Source organism: Burkholderia sp. Ac-20379, from assembly GCF_017104645.1.
Classification (GTDB): Bacteria; Pseudomonadota; Gammaproteobacteria; order Burkholderiales; family Burkholderiaceae; genus Burkholderia.
The window spans coordinates 1-17,981 of the sequence record NZ_JAAGPF010000005.1 but is presented as its reverse complement, the minus strand read 5'-3'; the positions used below and the strand labels follow the sequence as shown (position 1 = coordinate 17,981).

General features: G+C 66.5%; 15 protein-coding genes. 7 read left to right on the top strand and 8 right to left on the bottom strand.

The window, feature by feature from the left end:
* Positions 1–12: 12 nt before the first annotated feature.
* Complete coding sequence (locus G3N92_RS01305) at positions 13–1,422, bottom strand: cytochrome ubiquinol oxidase subunit I (RefSeq protein WP_206125637.1); 1,410 nt, start codon at positions 1,420–1,422, stop codon at positions 13–15.
* A 627-nt stretch (positions 1,423–2,049) separates the two neighbouring features.
* Between G3N92_RS01305 and G3N92_RS01300 the strand changes: the two genes are divergently transcribed.
* The 4 genes from G3N92_RS01300 to ltaE all read left to right on the top strand — a co-directional run bounded on the left by G3N92_RS01300 (position 2,050) and on the right by ltaE (position 5,457).
* A complete protein-coding gene (locus G3N92_RS01300) occupies positions 2,050–2,415 on the top strand; it encodes a hypothetical protein (RefSeq protein WP_206125636.1) in 366 nt (121 codons plus the stop codon).
* A 10-nt stretch (positions 2,416–2,425) separates the two neighbouring features.
* Positions 2,426–2,980, top strand: coding sequence for a hypothetical protein (locus tag G3N92_RS01295; RefSeq protein ID WP_206125635.1), 555 nt, complete (start codon positions 2,426–2,428; stop codon positions 2,978–2,980).
* 832 nt (positions 2,981–3,812) lie between these two features.
* Positions 3,813–4,277: a MarR family transcriptional regulator gene (locus G3N92_RS01290; RefSeq protein ID WP_241014496.1), complete on the top strand. Its 465-nt coding sequence runs from the start codon at positions 3,813–3,815 to the stop codon at positions 4,275–4,277.
* Positions 4,278–4,440: 163 nt separating this feature from the next.
* The gene (gene ltaE / locus G3N92_RS01285) at positions 4,441–5,457 is read left to right on the top strand and encodes a low-specificity L-threonine aldolase (protein ID WP_206125633.1); all 1,017 of its coding nucleotides are present in this window, start codon (positions 4,441–4,443) and stop codon (positions 5,455–5,457) included.
* Between the two features lie 282 nt (positions 5,458–5,739).
* Here ltaE and G3N92_RS01280 read toward each other — a convergent pair whose 3' ends face one another.
* From G3N92_RS01280 to G3N92_RS01270, 3 genes are all read right to left on the bottom strand, one after another.
* The gene (locus tag G3N92_RS01280; protein ID WP_206125632.1) at positions 5,740–6,147 is read right to left on the bottom strand and encodes a DUF6232 family protein; all 408 of its coding nucleotides are present in this window, start codon (positions 6,145–6,147) and stop codon (positions 5,740–5,742) included.
* 125 nt (positions 6,148–6,272) lie between these two features.
* Positions 6,273–6,533, bottom strand: coding sequence for a DUF2866 domain-containing protein (locus G3N92_RS01275; RefSeq protein WP_206125631.1), 261 nt, complete (start codon positions 6,531–6,533; stop codon positions 6,273–6,275).
* Between the two features lie 203 nt (positions 6,534–6,736).
* A complete protein-coding gene (locus G3N92_RS01270; RefSeq protein ID WP_206125630.1) occupies positions 6,737–7,888 on the bottom strand; it encodes a porin in 1,152 nt (383 codons plus the stop codon).
* A gap of 364 nt (positions 7,889–8,252) precedes the next feature.
* On the opposite strand from G3N92_RS01270, the gene G3N92_RS01265 reads away from it, so the two are divergent.
* Positions 8,253–9,029 carry a MetQ/NlpA family lipoprotein gene (locus G3N92_RS01265; RefSeq protein WP_241014500.1) on the top strand — a complete coding sequence of 259 codons (777 nt, stop codon included), beginning with the start codon at positions 8,253–8,255 and terminating at the stop codon, positions 9,027–9,029.
* 103 nt (positions 9,030–9,132) lie between these two features.
* On the opposite strand, the gene G3N92_RS01260 is transcribed toward G3N92_RS01265, so the two are convergent.
* The 3 genes from G3N92_RS01260 to G3N92_RS01250 form a co-directional block, all read right to left on the bottom strand.
* On the bottom strand, positions 9,133–10,248 hold the full coding sequence (locus tag G3N92_RS01260; RefSeq protein WP_206125628.1) for a succinylglutamate desuccinylase/aspartoacylase family protein: 1,116 nt from the start codon (positions 10,246–10,248) through the stop codon (positions 9,133–9,135).
* 233 nt (positions 10,249–10,481) lie between these two features.
* Complete coding sequence (locus G3N92_RS01255; protein ID WP_206125627.1) at positions 10,482–11,264, bottom strand: ABC transporter substrate-binding protein; 783 nt, start codon at positions 11,262–11,264, stop codon at positions 10,482–10,484.
* A gap of 311 nt (positions 11,265–11,575) precedes the next feature.
* A complete protein-coding gene (locus G3N92_RS01250) occupies positions 11,576–12,475 on the bottom strand; it encodes a LysR substrate-binding domain-containing protein (RefSeq protein ID WP_206125674.1) in 900 nt (299 codons plus the stop codon).
* A gap of 470 nt (positions 12,476–12,945) precedes the next feature.
* Here G3N92_RS01250 and katG point away from each other — a divergent pair, with 470 nt between their 5' ends.
* Together katG and G3N92_RS01240 are read left to right on the top strand one after the other, a co-directional pair.
* Positions 12,946–15,129: a catalase/peroxidase HPI gene (gene katG, locus G3N92_RS01245; protein ID WP_206125626.1), complete on the top strand. Its 2,184-nt coding sequence runs from the start codon at positions 12,946–12,948 to the stop codon at positions 15,127–15,129.
* A gap of 125 nt (positions 15,130–15,254) precedes the next feature.
* Positions 15,255–16,442 (top strand): GDSL-type esterase/lipase family protein, encoded by a 1,188-nt coding sequence (locus G3N92_RS01240; protein ID WP_206125625.1) that lies wholly within the window; start codon positions 15,255–15,257, stop codon positions 16,440–16,442.
* Between the two features lie 160 nt (positions 16,443–16,602).
* Here the strand turns inward: G3N92_RS01240 and G3N92_RS01235 are convergent.
* Positions 16,603–17,981: carbohydrate porin (locus G3N92_RS01235; protein ID WP_206125624.1), on the bottom strand; the 1,379-nt coding region annotated here is incomplete at its 5' end.

The following is a 17,981-nucleotide window of genomic DNA, read 5'->3' as shown; positions in this document are numbered from 1 at the left end:
GGGCGGTGCGGATCAGGCCGCGTCGATCAGTTGATCGGGCGCGGACAGCGGGCGGCGGCCGGAGTGATCGCCGTGGCCGTCGTGGCCGCCGGGCGTCGCATCGGGCAGCGCCGGGCCGGCGTTGATCAGCTTCAGCAGGTAGTAGATGCCGGTGCCGAACACCAGGAAGTAGACGCACACGAAGGTCAGCAGCGACAGCCCGACCTGCTGCGTCGTGAGCGGCGAGGCCGCGTTCGCGGTGCGCATCACGCCGTACACCACCCACGGCTGGCGGCCGGCTTCGGTCGTGATCCAGCCCGCCAGCAGCGTGATGAAGCCGGTCGGCCCCATCACCAGCGCGAGCTTGTGGAACCAGCGCGCGTCATAGAGCCGGCCGCGGCGGCGCAGCACCCAGCCCGCCAGCGCGAGGCCGATCATCGCGAAGCCGAGGCCCACCATGATGCGGAAGGTCCAGAAGATCAGCGTCGAGTTCGGACGATCCTCGGGCGCGAAGCTCTTGAGGCCGCGAATCTCGCCGTCCCAGGTGTGCGTGAGGATCAGGCTGCCGAGGTGCGGCACCTTCAGCGCGTAGTGCGTGGTCTCGGCCTGCATGTCGGGGATGCCGAACAGGTTCAGCGCGGTGCCGCCGTGTTCCGTGTCCCACAACCCTTCGATCGCGGCGATCTTGGCCGGCTGGTACTTGAGCGTGTTGATGCCGTGCTGGTCGCCCACCACCGCCTGGATCGGCGCGAGGATCAGCAGCAGGCCGAGCGCCATCGAGAACATCGTCGTGACGGTCTTGTCGCGGCGGCCCTTGAGCAGGTGCCAGGCGCCCGTGGCGGCCACCACCAGCGCGGCCACGATGAACGCGGCGATCGCCATGTGCGCGAGGCGGTACGGGAACGACGGGTTGAAGATGATCTTGAACCAGTCCACCGGCACGATGCGGCCGTTGGCGATCTCGAAGCCCTGCGGCGTCTGCATCCAGCTATTGGAGGCGAGGATCCAGAACGTGGAGATCAGCGTGCCGACCGCCACCATCAGCGTCGCGCCGAAGTGGGCGCGCGGGCTGACGCGGTTCCAGCCGAACAGCATGATGCCGAGGAAGCCCGCTTCGAGAAAGAACGCGGTCATGACCTCGTACATCAGCAGCGGGCCGGTGACCGCGCCGGCGAAGCTCGAGAAGCCGCCCCAGTTGGTGCCGAACTCGTAGCTCATCACGACGCCGGACACGACGCCCATGCCGAACGCGACAGCGAAGATCTTCGACCAGTAGAGACAGAGGGTTTTGTAGTGCGCCTGGCCGGTTCGGAGCCAGCGGTATTCGAGCACGGCGATGAAGCTTGCGAGGCCGATGCTCAGCGCGGGAAAGACGATGTGGAACGAGACAGTGAAGGCGAACTGCAGGCGGGCCAGATCCAGTGCGGAAAGAGCGGTATCCATGAGCGTGTGACCGATGCGTGCGACGGCCGCGGGCGGGTGCCGGGCGGCCCTCCCGTCGCCGCGCGATACGCTGCGGCATCGGGGATGAACGCAGTATCGTGATCGCGACTGGCCTGCGAAATGTGCCAACTCGTCGCACTTCGACCGAACCAATTCCTTGTTTCCGATCAATATCGGGATAAGACATTGATAAGCATCAAATTTTTGAAACGGCGCGCGGTGCGGCAGGGGTGCGGTAGCGCGCCGCACCTGCGGCAATCGACCGCTGAGACGCGCAGGACGCCCGATTCGCCGTCGTGGTGGCGCATGGAAACGATTTTCCGCGCATGAAACCGGAATGGCGCGGTTTGGCGCCGGCCATGGCGTTTCGATTGGCCGACGCGCATGTTGCAATTGCCCTTCACGCCTGCCACACGCATTGCCTTCGTTGGCTGTCCGAATATTTCTTCGCATTACCGGGTAATCGAGGCCAGACCGCGCGGCGCGGTTTCGCCATCGCGCGGTCACGAATGTAACGACCGGCAAAAACCCTGCGCAGACTCGTAACTGAAGCGCTGACGCACGCGAGTAGCGTCTCGGACATCGACAACCGCGGGGCGGGACGGCCCGCGTTTTCCGGAGCGTGAAGTGAGCAAACTGAAAATCGTGCTCGGCGTCGCGGCGCTTGCCGCCGTGACCGCCACGAGTGCCGCGCATGCGGCGCGGGTGGGGGTGTATATCGGCCCGGGCTGGGGGCCTGGGCCTTATTGGTATCCGCCGCCCGTCTATTACGCGCCGCCCGTGGTGGCGGTGCCGGTGGATCCGGGCCCGCCGCCCGAATACGTCGAGCAGGGCCAGCCGCCCGGCCCGGCGCAGCCCGAGCAGGACGCCGGCGCGCCGCCGCTGCAACCCGGCTATTGGTACTACTGCAACGCGTCGAAGCATTACTACCCGTATGCGAAGACCTGCGCGTCCGGCTGGCGTGAAGTGCCGGCCCGCCCGCCGCAACCCTGACGAGGCCCCCATGACATTCGAGATTCGGACTTGCGGGCGCTGGGCGCTCGCGGCGGCGGGCGCGGGCCTGCTGAGCGCCTGTGCGGTGGTGCCGCCCGGGCCGAGCGTGATGGCCCTGCCCGGCACGGGCAAGACCTTCGATCAGTTCCAGGTGGACGACGGCAACTGCCGCCAGTACGCGACCAGCCAGGTGGGCGGGGTGTCGGCCAATCAGGCCGCCACCGCCAGCGCGGTGGGGAGCGCTGCGATCGGCACCGCGCTCGGCGCGGCGGCCGGGGCGGCGTTCAATGGCGGGGCCGGCGCCGCAGTCGGCGCGGGCGCCGGGCTGCTGGCCGGCAGCGTGGTGGGCGCAGGCGCGGCGCAAGGCTCGGCCTACGACGTGCAGCGCCGCTACGACTACGCCTATATGCAATGCATGTACGCGGCCGGCGAGCGCGTGCCGGTGCCGGGCCGGGTGCGCGGCGGAAGCTATGGCGCACCGCCTCCCGATAGCTATGGCGGCGCGTACGGCGCCAATCGCGGCTACACGCCGCCGCCTCCGCCGGACATGCCGCCGCCGGACTGACCCGGACTGACCGCCCGGCGCGGCTTATCCCAAACGGCGCAATGCACCCGAAACGGGCATTGCGCCGTTTTTGTCTGGCCCGATAGTTACGAAATTAAGCAGCGGTTGCGGACTCGTTTCGACCCTTCCGGTTGCTCGCAATCGTTTCACGTAATTCTTTTCTCATTACGGAATTTTAGGGTGGGTGAAAATGGGAATAAATTTCAAGCGACGAAAATGATACAAAGTTTCAGGCTGGAATTTCTTGGTGAAACGTTTGTATGGATCATGTCTTTTTCGATTTTTCGGCGCAACTTCGAAAGTAATTGTATGTGCAACCAATCGCTACCCGGTTGAACCGGGACGACGCGGTAAGGCATTTGCCGGGGAACGGTTGGATAGGCGAAAAAATTACTCACTAAAACTAGGTATTTGATCAGACCCTTTCAATTTGTCTGAACACAGACATTGATCATGCTCAAATTATGAACGGATAGTGCGCTATAACGAGTCATGCGAGCGCCGATATTGAGGGTATCCGCGCGCAGGCACATCTCGTGCGCCAAGTTGAGTTCGCCACGCAACGCGGTAGCTCACGGCGTCCGGTCCCGTTCCGGAAGTCAATGTTTCAGTTGGTAGGCGCTCGCCAATAGATATGAAGAATTCGGGCGATCTGACTTATTTCGCAAGACTTTTGGGGAAACGGGGAAATCGACATTGAGGCCCCTTCGCAATTGCGCTACAGATTATTCGCGATAAGGTATGGGAAAATCCTGAACGATCGATTACTATTTTTTAATTGAAATTTTTCCGAGAGATCCTTCGCTAAATGGAAGATTTATCAATACATCCATTGAAGCTGGCCGGCCTGACCACGCGGCTGTTTACGCGTGTCGTCGATAGGCCCCTGCGCGACCTCGGTTTCGCGCTGAGCCAGGTTCCCGTTCTCGGCCTGCTGAAAGCAGCAGGCGCGCTGTCGCAAGCCGAGCTTGCGCGCCGCATGCAGGTCGAGCAGCCCAGCATGGCGCAACTGCTGAACCGGATGGAGCGCGACGGCCTCGTCTGCCGCGTGCCCGATCCGGAGGACAAACGCAGCCGCCTGATTTCCCTGACCGACGACGCCGCCCGCAAGCTGCCGGACGGCCGCGCCGTGCTCGAAGAGGCCGGCCGCGTCGGGCTCGACGGCTTGAGCGACGACGAGTGCCGTCAGCTCGCTCATCTGCTTGGCCGCGTCAACGCAAACCTCGAGCGCGCCACGCATGGCGACGGTCTGCCGCGTGAGCTGAACCTGTGCTGCGAGGTCGAAACCACGGCCTGATGCGAGGCTGACGGCGGTACCGAGGGGCGGCTCCGCCCCTTTTTTTCGCTTCGCTGTGCGTTGGCCGGGACGAACCCCGCCAGCCGCGCGGCGAATTGCGTACACTCGGATCCTTCCTATCCCTTGCGTCGGGCTCGCCGGCGCCATTCCGAGGACGCCCCCCATGATCGATTTACGCAGCGATACCGTGACGCGCCCGAGCCAGCCGATGCTGGCTGCCATGACCGCCGCCGAAGTGGGCGACGACGTCTGGGGCGACGATCCGACGGTCGCGCGGCTGCAGGCCGTCACGGCCGAGCGCGCCGGCAAGGAGGCCGGCCTGTTCTTCCCGAGCGGGACGCAGAGCAACCTGGCGGCGCTGATGGCCCATTGCGGTCGCGGCGACGAATACATCGTCGGTCAGCAGGCGCACACCTACAAGTACGAAGGCGGCGGCGCGGCCGTGCTCGGCAGCATCCAGCCGCAGCCGCTCGACAACGCGCCCGACGGTTCGCTGCCGCTCGAGCGCATCGCCGCCGCGATCAAGCCCATCGACCACCACTTCGCGCGCACGCGCCTGCTCGCGCTCGAAAACACGATCGGCGGCAAGGTGCTGCCGGCCGGCTACGTGGACGACGCGACGGCGCTCGCGCGCAGCCGCGGGCTGGCGACGCATCTCGACGGCGCGCGCGTGTGCAACGCGGCGGTGGCGAGCGGCAAGCCGCTCGACGCGCTGTGCGCGCCGTTCGACAGCGTGTCGATTTGCTTCTCGAAGGGGCTGGGTGCGCCGGTCGGCTCGGTGCTGGTGGGCAGCCGCGCGCTGATCGACGCGGCGAGCCGCTGGCGCAAGGTGCTCGGCGGCGGGATGCGTCAGTCGGGCGTGCTCGCGGCCGCGTGCCTCTACGCGCTCGATCATCACGTCGAGCGCCTGGCCGACGATCATGCGAACGCCGAGCGGCTGGCCGCGGGCCTGGCGCGGATCGGCGAGGTCAAGGTGCTGTCGCAGGCCACCAACATGGTGTTCGCGCAGTTCCCCGAAGCCGATTGCGTCGCGCTCGAAGCCTGGCTGAAGGAACGCGGGATTCTGACGCAGATGCTGTATGCGTCGCGTTTCGTCACGCATCGCGACGTGTCGGGCGAGGACATCGATACGTTCGTGGCGGCGGTGGGCGCGTTTTTCGCGCAAGCGCGCCGCGCTTGAGCAGGTGTCGATCCGTTGAGTTCGCTGCACGTGCGGCCGCCGGATGGGCGGCCGTTTTCTTTTCAGCGGCAGCACTGTTCGCCATGTCAGCCGGTTCCGAATCGGAGAATCGGACATCGGCGCAAATTTCAAATCGCAACTAACGGTCTAACCGACAAGCCGCTTCGAACGAACGCGCGGCGAGCCGCCGCGTAAACGGCATGTGGCCCGGCGTGCCGGGCCACATCGTCAAGCCATCCAGCCGCTTTCAGGCCAGTACTTGAATCTCGATCAGGTGAGTGCCTACTTCGCCGCAACCGCGGCAGCAGCTTGCGAAGCCTGCGCCGCCTTCGCCTGCAGCACGGCCTGCGCGACGCGCTCGACGAACTCGCGCTCGACGCTGACCACCGCCTCGCGCTTGCCCTCGGCCGTATCCACGATCAATTGGTAGGTGACGTCCTGCGAGATCCACGCCAGGTAGCCGACCACGGCCAGCATCACGCCGATCACGAGCCCGGCGCTCGATCCATATACCGCGCCGGCAATCACGCCGGCCACGCCGATCAGCGAAATGCCGACCGGCACGATGCGATCCTTGTTGACGGTGACGACGCTGGCGTCGCGGATATCGCGCAGCGGAAAGACTTGCCCTGCGCTCGACAGCCCGTTGCGCGTGACGGTGACGCCGCGATCGTTGAATGGGTTTTCCATAGTGTGAAATACCGAGCGGAAAACGGGGAGCGTAGCAGAATTCCCGCCGCACTTGCCCGAATCGGGGGCACGACGGGATGACGACGATCAGGAAACCTGAACGTCGCGGGCCGGCAAAACTGCGCTCAAATCAGCGAAGCGCCATCTTCGAACAGGCGTCCCGGGATGTGCGAGGCGACCGCTTCGGCGATCTGCACATCGGTGCTTTCGGCGGGAACGATCTGGCGGCGGGCGGGCGCGTCGAGATGCATGGTCCATTCGACGAGCCGGTACGGCCGGCCCCATGGACGCTGCATGGCCACCGACACGCGGCAGCTCTGAACCGGAAACGCGTGTTCGCGCGTCAGTATCGTGGGCAGATTGCTGAAAACAATATCTTCGATCATCGTTTCCTCCGGTCCTGTCTTTCCCGTTGGCGATGGCCGCCGGGCACGCGGGCAAAAAAAAGCCGCCGGTGCTCAGGCGGCCAACAGGGGGGGTGAGAGGATGCTCTCAATCCAGAATTAAATGAAACTTAAAAGCGGCCAAAAAAAAACGTCCCGCCGGAGCGGGACGTTCTGCCGTAGTGCTTCGCGGGAAAAGCGAATGCTTAGAACTTGTGGCGGATACCGACGCGAGCAGCGACTTGGTTCTTCGAACCCGTGCCCGACGTACCGAAGTAGCTCGTCGACGAACCGATCTGCGCTTGCACGCCACGGCCCGAAGCTTGCTGGTACACGGCCAGGGCGTAGACGTCCGTACGCTTCGACAGTGCGTAGTCAACCGTACCGTTGACTTGGTTCCAGTGGTACGACGCGTTGCCTTGCTGCGCGCTCGTGTACGTGTAGCCCACTGCGCCCGACAGAGCCGGCGTCAGAGCGTACTTCGCGCCAGCTTCGTAGGCGTTGTACTTCGTGCCGTTCGCGTTGATCGCGCTGAATTGCGTGTTCGTCCACAGCAGCCATGCCGTTGCCGGGCCCCAGATGTAACGGCCACCAACGCCGAACGTACGCAGATCCTTGACCGTGCCCGCCGTGCCCGTCGAGATGTTGGCGATGGCCGTCGAGAATGCCGGGGTCGACAGTGCCGGGAAGCGGATGTCCGTGTAAGCCGCGCCGACCGAGAACGGGCCGTTCGCGTAGTTCGCGCCGAAGCTGTATGCGCGCGACGAACCCGTCGTCGAGCCGACCGTCGGCGAGCCTGCGAAGGCGCCAGCTTGGTTCGAGAAGCCGTACAACGCGCCGAACGTCAGGCCGTAGTAGTTGGCGCTTTGGAACTTGACCGAGTTGTTGATGCGGCTCGAGGTCAGTTGGTCGATGTCGTTGACGTGGTAAGCGTAGTTACCGACGACCGTGTTGCCACCCGTCGAGTAGTTCGAACCGAGGATGTCGGTCGAGAACGAGTACTGACGGCCGAACGTGACCGTGCCCATGTCGTTCTTCGACAGGCCGACGTAGGCTTGACGGCCGAACATCGCGCCGCCTTGGCCCAGCGTGCCGTTGCTGCTGTTGAAGCCGTTTTCGAGCACGAAGATTGCCTTCAGGCCGCTGCCCAGGTCTTCCGTGCCCTTGATGCCCCAACGGCTGCCTTGAGCAACGCCGTCGTCGTACTTGAAGTTCTTGGCCGAGCCGCCGGTAACCGAGCTGTGGTTAACGTAGCTGATACCTGCATCGATCACGCCGTACAGCGTGACGCTGCTTTGTGCGTGAGCGGCGGTAGCCGTTGCGGCCAGGACGGCGGTGGTCAACAGTTTCTTGTTCAAGACAATCTCCGAGCGAAATTAGGTGTGTGCGGTTCCGGGCTCTTGAAGGCGTTTGGAAGGAACGGAGCGGACTTTACATGCGGGGGGGCGCAATGAATGTGACAGCGATTGTCATAATTCGCTTTTGTAGCGCCCGCACCACAGCAGACAAATAGCCGGTTGCACCTGCAACCGATATGACGAATCGGTTTTAGCTTTTCGCGGCCCGGCATCGATGCAGATGACGAACGCTTGGTTGGAAGCCGGCCCCGCGAATGCGACGATGCGCTGCTAATTCAGCGCAATTCAATGCAAATCGACACTAAAAGGGGATGACATGCCGCGTTTGACCAATCGATTCGCGCAGTTCGCGAGGTTCGCCGCGATGGGCGGCACGCTGATGTTTGCCGCTGCATCGGCCGCCTGGGCCGACGGCGCGCCGTTGAAAATCGGCACCATGAGCGGGCCGGACGCGCAAATCTGGAATGAAGTGGCGAAGGTGGCCGGCCACGACGGCCTGCAGATCAAGGTGATCGAATTCAACGATTACGTGCAGCCGAACGCGGCGCTCGATTCGGGCGATCTCGACGCCAACGGCTTCCAGCACCAGCCGTTTCTCGACAGCCAGATCAAGCAGCGCGGCTACAAGATCGTCAGCGTCGGGCTGACCTACACGGCGCCGATGGGCTTCTATTCGAAGAAGCTCAAATCGCTGAAGGACCTGCCGGACGGCGCGAAGGTGGGGATCCAGAACGATCCGTCGAACGGCAACCGGGCGCTGCTGCTGCTGCAGAAGTACGGCGTCATCAAGCTCAAGCCGGGCGCGGGCGTCAACGGCGTGAACGCCACGCCGCTCGACGTCGTCGCCAACCCCAAGCACATCAAGCTGGTCGAGCTCGATTCGGCGCAACTGCCGCGCGCGCTGCCCGATCTCGACGCGGCGTCGATCAATACCGATTACACCGTGAAGGCCGGGCTGACGCCCACCAAGGATGCGATCGCGATCGAGGATCTGAAGGGGCCGTACGCGAACCTGATCGCCGTGCGCACGCAGGATCGCGACAAGCCGTGGGTGAAGAAGCTGGTGGCCGCCTACGAGTCGGACGACGTGCGCAAGTTCATCGACGCGAAGTTCGCCGGCGCGATCGTGCCCGCGTTCTGAACGGCAACCGCCGCAAGGCGGCCGAGATGCCAAAACGGCCGGCAGGCGCTTCGCGCGCCTGGCCGGCCGTTTTCATTGGGCCTTGGGCGGAACCGCCGCGGCTTCAGGCCGACAGCAGCGAGCCGGTGCGGAACGGCGTGGCGCCGGCCACGCGGGCCACTTCCATGCCGGCCGTGGCGAAGCGCACCACCTGGCGCGCGTACAGCACGCCGCGCACGCTGGCCTTCAGCGTAACGACGCGGTCGGTCAGCGGATCGACTATGTCGGCGATCTCCTGGCCCGGCTCCACGACGATGCCCACCGGCGTGCGGAACACCAGCACGCCCGACACCGGCGCCACCAGCGGCTCGACGCCGGCCAGCGGCGTGGCCGGATGCGCCAGCGGCGGCAGCGGCGCGGCCGTGCCCTCGATCGTGCCGCGCTGCGTCAGGTAATCGACGATGGCCTGCGCGTCGCGCTCGGCCAGTTCCCACGACACGTCGCGCTCGCTGCGCAGCTCGACCGTCACCGAAATCGCGCCGTTCGGGATCGGGAAGCGGCCGCCGAAGCGCTCGCGCAGTTCCGACCAGCAGAAGCTGTGCACCTCGTCGAACGGGTTGCCGACCGAGTTCAGCGCGAGCAGCGAGGCCTGCGAGCCAAGGTAGCGTGCGAGCGGTTCGACGTCGGCCCACAGATCCGGGTTCGTATACAGATGCATGACGGCGTCGTTGTCGCAGTGCAGATCGAGCACCACGTCGGCGTCGTAGGACAGCCGTTGCAGCGCCAGGCGCTGCGATTCCAGCTCGGTGCGCGGCTTCTGCTCGGCCAGCGCCTCGCCCATCGCGGCGCGCACGGCGGCCAGGTTCTGCGCCGCGTCGGCCGTCAGCCGGCCCTCGATGCGCGGCATCACGAGCGCCGCGAGATCGTGGAAATTGCGGTTGAAGTTCTGCATCGTGTTCAGCTCGAAGCGGCCGAGATGGTCGCCGAACACGTGCTGGGACAGGCCGATCGGGTTCGGCACCGGCACCACGACGATCTCGTCGCGCAGCTTGCCGGCCGCCTCCAGCGCGGCGAAATGGCGGCGCAGCAGCGTCGCGACCAGCATGCCGGGCAGTTCGTCGGCGTGCAGCGACGACTGGATGTAGACCTTCTTCCCGCTGCGCGGACCGTAATGGAAGCTGGTGATGTGGCGCTCGGTGCCGAGCGTGGGAGAAATCAGCGGATGGGTCAGCGTTTGCATGATCGGGGGGCGGGCGGCCGGGGCCGCCGCGGGTTCCGTTCGGGACGAGGAAACGACGATTGTACGTGGGGCGCGAAAAAAGCCCGGGGAAGCGCCGGAAGCGGCGGAGGATCGGGACGCGCGCGGCGGGCGATCGGGCGCGCAGGCGCGCCGCGCGAAAACCGGCCGCCGCAAAGCACGACGGGCCCCGCAGGGCCCGTCGAATGCCGCGGAATGCCGCGAGGCGGCGGGGATTACTTGCCGTAGACGTCGAAGTCGAAGTACTTCTTCGCGATCTTGTCGTACGTGCCGTCCTTGCGCATCGCGGCGATCGCGCCGTCGATCTTCGTCTTCAGATCGGTGTCTTCCTTGCGCAGGCCGATGCCGGCGCCTTCGCCGAGCGTCTTCGGATCGTCGATGTCCTTGCCGGCGAACTCGAAGCCCTTGCCGCGCGGCGTCTTCAGGAAGCCGATTTCAGCTTGCACGGCATCCTGCAGCGCTGCGTCGAGGCGGCCCGAGATCAGGTCGGCATAGACCTGGTCCTGGTTCTGGTAAGGCACGACCGTCACGCCCTTCGAGGCCCAGTAGGTCTTCGCGTACGTTTCCTGGATCGTGCCCTGCTCGACGCCCACCGATTTGCCCTTCAGCGAATCGGCCGTCGGCAGCAGCTTGGTGCCCTGCTTGGCGACCAGGCGCGTCGGCGTGTTGAACAGCTTGGCCGAGAAGGCGATCTGTTCGGCGCGTTGCGGCGTCATCGACATCGACGACAGCACGCCGTCGAACTTGCGGGCCTTCAGGGCCGGGATCATGCCGTCGAAATCGTTTTCGACCCACACGCACTTGGCGGCGATGCGGCGGCAGATTTCGTTGCCCAGATCGATGTCGAAGCCCACCAGCTTGCCGTCGGCGCCCTTCGATTCGAACGGCGGGTAGCTGGCGTCGACGCCGAAGCGGACCGTCGACCAGTCTTTTGCGTAGGCGCTGCCGGCCGAAACGGCGAGCAGGGCGATGGTCAGGGCCGCCAGAACTTTTTTCACTATGACTCCTCGTTGTACGTGGTTTGCGCGCGGTCGTGCCGCGTTTGCGCTCCGCCCGGCATGGCTGCCGCCGAGCTTGACTGGATAAAACGCCCGGCCGATGTGGGCGAGCGTTCGGTAAACATTATCAAGACAAAAAACGCCGTGGGTTCTTAGTAAAAGCCCGAATAGCGAGGGCGCTGCGGCGCAGCCGGATTTTTATTGATATTTCCGCAATAACGTAAGGAAGCTTTCGGCCGATGCTGCGAAAAATGATGGAAATCGGCGGGCGCGAGCGTGTTTAGTGGGGGCGCATCGATGTGCGCGTCGGATCAGCCGAGCGTGTCGGCCGCCGCCTGCTTCAGACACGCGATGAACTGCGTGACGGCCGGCGTGGGCAGCAGGTCGCGGCGCGACAGGATCGACAGCTCGTAGGCCGGCAGCGTTTCCTCGAGCACGGCGGCGCGGATGCCGAGCGGCGCGACCATGTCGGCGAGCGGCTTGGTGAAGCAGCCGATCACGTCCGAGCGCGACACCAGCCCGAGCGTGACCGAGAACGACGACGGCGCGCGCAACAGGCTGCGCGGCAACGGCAGCCCGTGCGTGGTGAACATCGACATCATCACGCTGTGCGGGAAATCCTCGGCGTCGACGGTGACGATCCATTCGGCGTCGAGCAGGTCGGCCAAGCTGCGCGCCTTCGCGAGCGGATGCCCGGCGCGCATCACCACCACGAACTCGGTGGACAGCAGCGGGGTTTGCACGAACTCGCGGTCGAGCGCGGGCAGATGATGGATCGCGGCGATGTCGAGCGTGCCGTTGCCGAGCTGCGTCAGCGCGTTCGGCACCGTCACCTCGGTCAGATGCAGATGGACGTTCGGCATCGTCGCGCGGAACTTCTGCACCGCGCGCGGCAGCGCGGTCAGCGCGATCGACGGCATGGTGCCCACCGCCACGCGCCCCGACAGTTCGCCCTTCACCTGCTCGACCGCCTCCACCGCGCGCCGCATGTCGCCGAGCAACTGTTCGGCGCGCGGCAGCAGCGCCTGGCCGCAGGCGGTCAGTTCCACGCCGCGCACGCTGCGCACCAGCAGCTCGGCGTTGAGCGCCTGCTCGATCTCGCGGATCGTGTGCGTGATCGCCGGCTGCGTGACGCCGAGCTCGCGCGCGGCGGCGCGCAGGCTGCGGTGATGCGCGGCGGCGACGAAGGCTTGCAGTTGCGCAAGGTTCATGGGGTTGCGGATACGGGTCATCGGGTGGTCCGGAAGAAGCGGCAGCGAAAGCGAAAAGCCTTATGCGCAAGAAATTGCGTCTTGCGCCACAATCGCAACGGTATCAAATCCTGGCCCGCTCGCCGCCGGGCATCGTGCGATGCGCGCATCCGGTTGCGGCCGCATCGATGCGATGCGCGCCGGCGCGGGGCATGCCGGGTTTGATGCGCTGCGCAAAATGCGTGTCGCCGCGAGACATCGTTTCGACATGCAGCCTCGCTAGGCTGGCTCGCACACGGTGCGGGCCGCAGAGCGGGCGCAGCACTGGTCGCGGCCCGGAAGGCGTTAGTTTTTTCGATGCGCCGCGATCAAATAATCCAATTTCCGCTCGCGAAAACGAGCCGTTAGTATTCACAGACCCTAAGCAGTACCCGGTTCCTCCTCCCCCCACGAGCCGGGTCGACGAGCGTTTGCGATCAAGGAGAATACAGATGTCGAATGAGTCGAAGTGCCCGTTCAATCACACGGCTGGCGGTGGTACGACGAACCGCGACTGGTGGCCGAACCAGTTGAGCCTGAAGATCCTCCACCAGCACTCGAACCTGTCCGATCCGATGGACGACGGCTTCGACTACGCCGAGGCGTTCAACAGCCTCGATCTCAACGCCGTGAAGGCCGACCTGCGCGCGCTGATGACCGTGTCGCAACCGTGGTGGCCCGCCGATTTCGGCCACTACGGCCCGTTCTTCATCCGCATGGCCTGGCACAGCGCCGGCACGTATCGCACGGCCGATGGCCGCGGCGGCGCCGGCGGCGGCCAGCAGCGTTTCGCACCGCTGAACAGCTGGCCCGACAACGTCAGCCTCGACAAGGCCCGCCGCCTGATCTGGCCGGTCAAGCAAAAGTACGGCCGCAAGATTTCGTGGGCCGACCTGATCGTTCTGACCGGCAACGTCGCGCTCGAATCGATGGGCTTCAAGACGTTCGGTTTCGCCGGCGGCCGTGCCGATACGTGGGAACCGGACGAAGACGTCTACTGGGGCACGGAAACCACCTGGCTCGGCGACAAGCGCTACACCGGCGACCGCAACCTCGAAAATCCGCTGGCCGCCGTGCAGATGGGCCTGATCTACGTGAACCCGGAAGGCCCGAACGGCAACCCCGATCCGCTGGCCTCGGCGCGCGACATCCGCGAAACGTTCGCACGCATGGCGATGAACGACGAGGAAACCGTCGCGCTGATCGCGGGCGGCCACACGTTCGGCAAGACGCACGGCGCGGGCGACGCCTCGCACGTCGGCGTGGAGCCGGAAGCCGCGCCGCTCGAACAGATGGGCCTGGGCTGGAAGAGCTCGTTCGGTTCGGGTTCGGGCGCCGATGCGATCTCCAGCGGCCTCGAAGTGATCTGGACGTCGACGCCGACCAAGTGGAGCAACAACTTCTTCTGGAACCTGTTCGGCTACGAATGGGAACTGACCAAGAGCCCGGCCGGTGCGCATCAATGGCAGCCGAAGGGCGGGATGGGCGCGAACAGCGTGCCCGATCCGTTCGACAAGGAAAAGCGCCGCGCGCCGTCGATGCTGACCTCGGACATCGCGCTGCGCGCCGATCCGGCATACGAAAAGATCTCGCGCCGCTTCTTCGAGAACCCGGACGAGTTCGCCGACGCGTTCGCCCGCGCCTGGTACAAGCTGACCCACCGCGACATGGGCCCGCGCGCCCGTTACCTCGGGCCGGAAGTGCCGAGCGAGGAACTGCTGTGGCAAGACCCGATCCCGGCCGTCGAGCATCCGCTGGTCGACGAGCAGGACGTGGCCGCGCTGAAGGCGAAGGTGCTGGCGTCGGGCCTGTCGGTGTCGGAGCTGGTGTCCACGGCGTGGGCCTCGGCCTCGACGTTCCGCGGCTCGGACAAGCGCGGCGGCGCCAACGGCGCTCGCGTGCGCCTCGCGCCGCAGAAGGATTGGGACGTCAACCAGCCGGCGCAACTGGCCAAGGTGCTCGACGTGCTGACCAAGCTCCAGGGCGATTTCAACGCCTCGGCCGCGGACGGCAAGCAGGTGTCGCTGGCCGACCTGATCGTGATCGCCGGTAACGCGGGCGTCGAGCAGGCCGCCCTCACGGCCGGCTTCAAGATCACGGTGCCGTTCATCGCCGGCCGCGGCGACGCGAGCGCCGAGCAGACCGACGTCGAATCGTTCGATGTGCTGGAGCCGATCGCCGATGGCTTCCGCAACTACGAGAAGGCCAAGTACACGGTGCCGGCCGAGAAGCTGCTGGTCGACAAGGCGCAATTGCTGACGCTGACGGCGCCGGAAATGACGGTGCTGGTGGGCGGCCTGCGCGTGCTCGGCACGAACGTGGGCGATTCGAAGCACGGCGTGTTCACCGATCGTCCGCAGGCGCTGACCAACGACTTCTTCGTCAACCTGCTCGACATGGGCACGGAGTGGAAGCCGACCTCGGACGCGAACGACACGTACGAAGGCCGCGACCGCGCCACGGGCGACGTGAAGTGGACGGCCACGCGCGTCGACCTGGTGTTCGGTTCGCATGCGCAACTGCGCGCGCTGTCAGAGGTGTACGGCAGCGGCGATTCGCAGCAGAAGTTCGTGCGCGACTTCGTGGCCGCGTGGACCAAGGTGATGAACGCCGACCGCTACGACGTCAAGCAGTAAGCGCCCGCCGGCGTATCATGTGCCGGGCCAAGATGAGCAGGCCCGCACGGCAGGACAAGACGGCCGATCCTCGCGATCGGCCGTTTTTCTTTGGCGGCGGCCGGCCGCATTCCGAGACGATGACCATGACGCAACTCCGCCCCCTGACGATCGCCACGCCGATCGCCGAGGCGCTCGTGCACGGCGCGAGCGAACTCGAACCCACGCCGCGCGGCGTGCGCGTGCATCGCCTGCCTGCGCGCGCCCGCGCACAGAACACCGATCCGCAATTCGCGATGGTCGAGGCGCAGCCCTCGGGCGTGCGCCTCGCGTTTCGCACGCGCGCCACCGCGCTCGAACTCGAGGTTGTGCCCACGCGTTACCGCTATGCCGGCGTGCCGGCGCGGCCGCCCGGCGTGTTCGATCTGATGGTGGACGGGCAGCGCGTGGCGCAGGCCAGCGCCGAAGGCGGCGATACCGTGACGATCGCGCTCGGCACCGGCGCCGCGGCGCACGAACCGGGCTCACCGGCCACATTGCGCTTCGACGGCCTGAGCGCCGACGACAAGCGCGTGGAGATCTGGCTGCCGCACAACGAGACAGTGCTGCTGGCCGCGCTGCGCAGCGATGCGCCGCTCGTGCCGCTCGATGCGGTGGCGCGTGCCGCGCGGCGTATCTGGCTGCATCACGGCAGCTCGATCAGCCAGGGCTCGAACGCGGCCAGCCCCACCGGCATCTGGCCCGCGCTGGCCGCGGCGGCGGGCGGCGTCGAACTGCTGAATCTGGGCTTCGGCGGCAGCGCGCTGCTCGATCCGTTCGTGGCGCGCGCGATGCGCGACATGCGCGCCGACCTGATCAGCGTGAAGCTCGGCATCAATCTCGTGAACGCCGACCTGATGCGGCTGCGTGCGTTCGGGCCGGCCGTGCACGGCTTTCTCGATACGATCCGCGACGGCCATCCCGACACGCCGCTGCTCGTGATCTCGCCGATCCATTGCGCGCTTCACGAGGCAACGCCCGGCCCCGGCGCGTTCGACGCCGACGCGCTCGCGCAGGGCAAGGTGGCGTTCCGCGCGACCGGCGACCCGGCCGAGTGCGTGGCCGGCAAGCTCACGCTGAGCGTGGTGCGCCGCGAGTTGCAGCGCATCGTGGCGCAGCGCGCGGCCGGCGATCCGCAGTTGCATTATCTCGATGGCCTCGCGCTGTACGGCGCGGCCGACGAGGCGGAACTGCCGTTGCCGGATCGCCTGCATCCCGACGGCGCGGCGCATCGCCGGATCGCCGAACGCTTCGCGGCGCACGCGTTCGCGGCTGGCGGCGCGTTCGGCATTTGACACGCCCGGCGCGTCCGACACGCCCGACACGCCCGACACGCCCGACACGCCCGACACGCCCGACACGCCCGACACGCCCGACACGCCCGATACGCCCGATACGCCCGATACGCCCGATACGCCCGACACGCCCGACACGCCCGACACGCCACCGGCCGCCTCAGAACATCACGACGGTACGCAGGCCGGCCACCACCTCGTTGCGGATCGCGCGCACCGCGCCGTCCGACTGCACGGCGTAGCCGCCGCTCGGCCGCACGACGTATTGCAGATCGCCCTGCAGCGTCCACCACGGCGCGACCTGATACTGGTAGGTCGCCTCGATCACCGTCTCGCGAACGCGCGTCGCGCCGCCGATGCCGTAGGCCGCGCCCGCGGCGGCGTCCACGTTCAGCATCGCGTTCGTATAGCCCACGGCGAGCCCGGCCGTGTCGTTGTCGCGGCCCGCGAACGGGGCCTTCAGCGTGATGCCCGCCTGCGCCGAAAAGCTCACCGCATTGCGGTCGCCGGGCGCGCCCATCACGCGCGCGAACACGCCGAGCGAGCGCGCCGCGTTGCTCGACGAGCGCCACACCATCTGATCGCCGATCGCATAAGCGCCATAGGTGCCGCGATGCGTCTGCGCGATGCCGTTCGAGGCGGGCGAGGTCAGCGGCACGCCGTTGCTGTCGTCGCGCAGGTCGTTGAAATGGCCCGACACGTACCACACGCCGAGCCGATAGATGCCGGGCAGGCCCGCGCCTTTCGCTGCATCGCCGGCGGCCGCCGCATCGCCGCTCGGCTTGTTGACGGCGTATTGCAGCTCGCCGATCCACAGCGCGCCGTCGTGCAGGTTGAAGCGCGTGCCGTGTGCGTTGGCCAGTTGCGCGTCGTCCTGCGGGTTGCCGCCGGGGTAGCCGTCGAACACGCCGGCCAGCACCGTCAGCGCGGGCGTGGCCTGCACCTTGAGCCGCGCGCCGAGCGCCGACAGCGGGTAGGCGGGGCCGCCGCCCGGCATGTCGACCGACGGCAGCACCGGCCAGCCGAACGTCGAATTGGCGAAGCTGGCGGCGTATTGGCTGACCATGAATTCCTGATCGAGGCTTTGCTGGCCGACGCGCAGATCCACCTTGCCGCCCGCCAGTTGCTGCCCGTACCACAGCTCCCACAGCCGCGTGCCCGGGCGTGCCTCGACGCCGCTGATCGCCTGCTGCGCGGCGAGTGCGCGCGTCGTCAGGTTGGTGCCGTGAATCTGCAGCGCGCTGACGTTGAACGTGCCGCCCGCGAGGCCGAACAGCTTGCTGGTGTCCACGCTGACGGCCGCTTGCGTGACGCCGTCGTAGGCGCCGAGGCGGCGCGTGCCGCCCGTCAGGTTGCCGAAGTATTCGCTGGTTTCCTGCAGCGTCAGCGTCACGCCGTATGTGTCGAGCGCGGGGCGCAGGCCGCCGATGTCGCCGAGCAGCGTGGCGCGTTGCCAGAGGCCGGTGGCGGCTGCGTCGTCGCCGGCGGCGGCGGGCGGCGTGGCCGCTTCTTGCGCCTGCGCGTGGGCGGCGAGCGTGG

Coding starts and splice junctions, on each gene's coding strand:
- G3N92_RS01305 (WP_206125637.1), bottom strand. CDS start 1,422: ATGGATACCGCTCTTTCCGCACTGGATCTGGCCCGCCTGCAGTTCGCC.
- G3N92_RS01295 (WP_206125635.1), top strand. CDS start 2,426: ATGACATTCGAGATTCGGACTTGCGGGCGCTGGGCGCTCGCGGCGGCG.
- ltaE (WP_206125633.1), top strand. CDS start 4,441: ATGATCGATTTACGCAGCGATACCGTGACGCGCCCGAGCCAGCCGATG.
- G3N92_RS01280 (WP_206125632.1), bottom strand. CDS start 6,147: ATGGAAAACCCATTCAACGATCGCGGCGTCACCGTCACGCGCAACGGG.
- G3N92_RS01275 (WP_206125631.1), bottom strand. CDS start 6,533: ATGATCGAAGATATTGTTTTCAGCAATCTGCCCACGATACTGACGCGC.
- G3N92_RS01265 (WP_241014500.1), top strand. CDS start 8,253: ATGGGCGGCACGCTGATGTTTGCCGCTGCATCGGCCGCCTGGGCCGAC.
- G3N92_RS01260 (WP_206125628.1), bottom strand. CDS start 10,248: ATGCAAACGCTGACCCATCCGCTGATTTCTCCCACGCTCGGCACCGAG.
- G3N92_RS01250 (WP_206125674.1), bottom strand. CDS start 12,475: ATGAACCTTGCGCAACTGCAAGCCTTCGTCGCCGCCGCGCATCACCGC.
- katG (WP_206125626.1), top strand. CDS start 12,946: ATGTCGAATGAGTCGAAGTGCCCGTTCAATCACACGGCTGGCGGTGGT.
- G3N92_RS01240 (WP_206125625.1), top strand. CDS start 15,255: ATGACGCAACTCCGCCCCCTGACGATCGCCACGCCGATCGCCGAGGCG.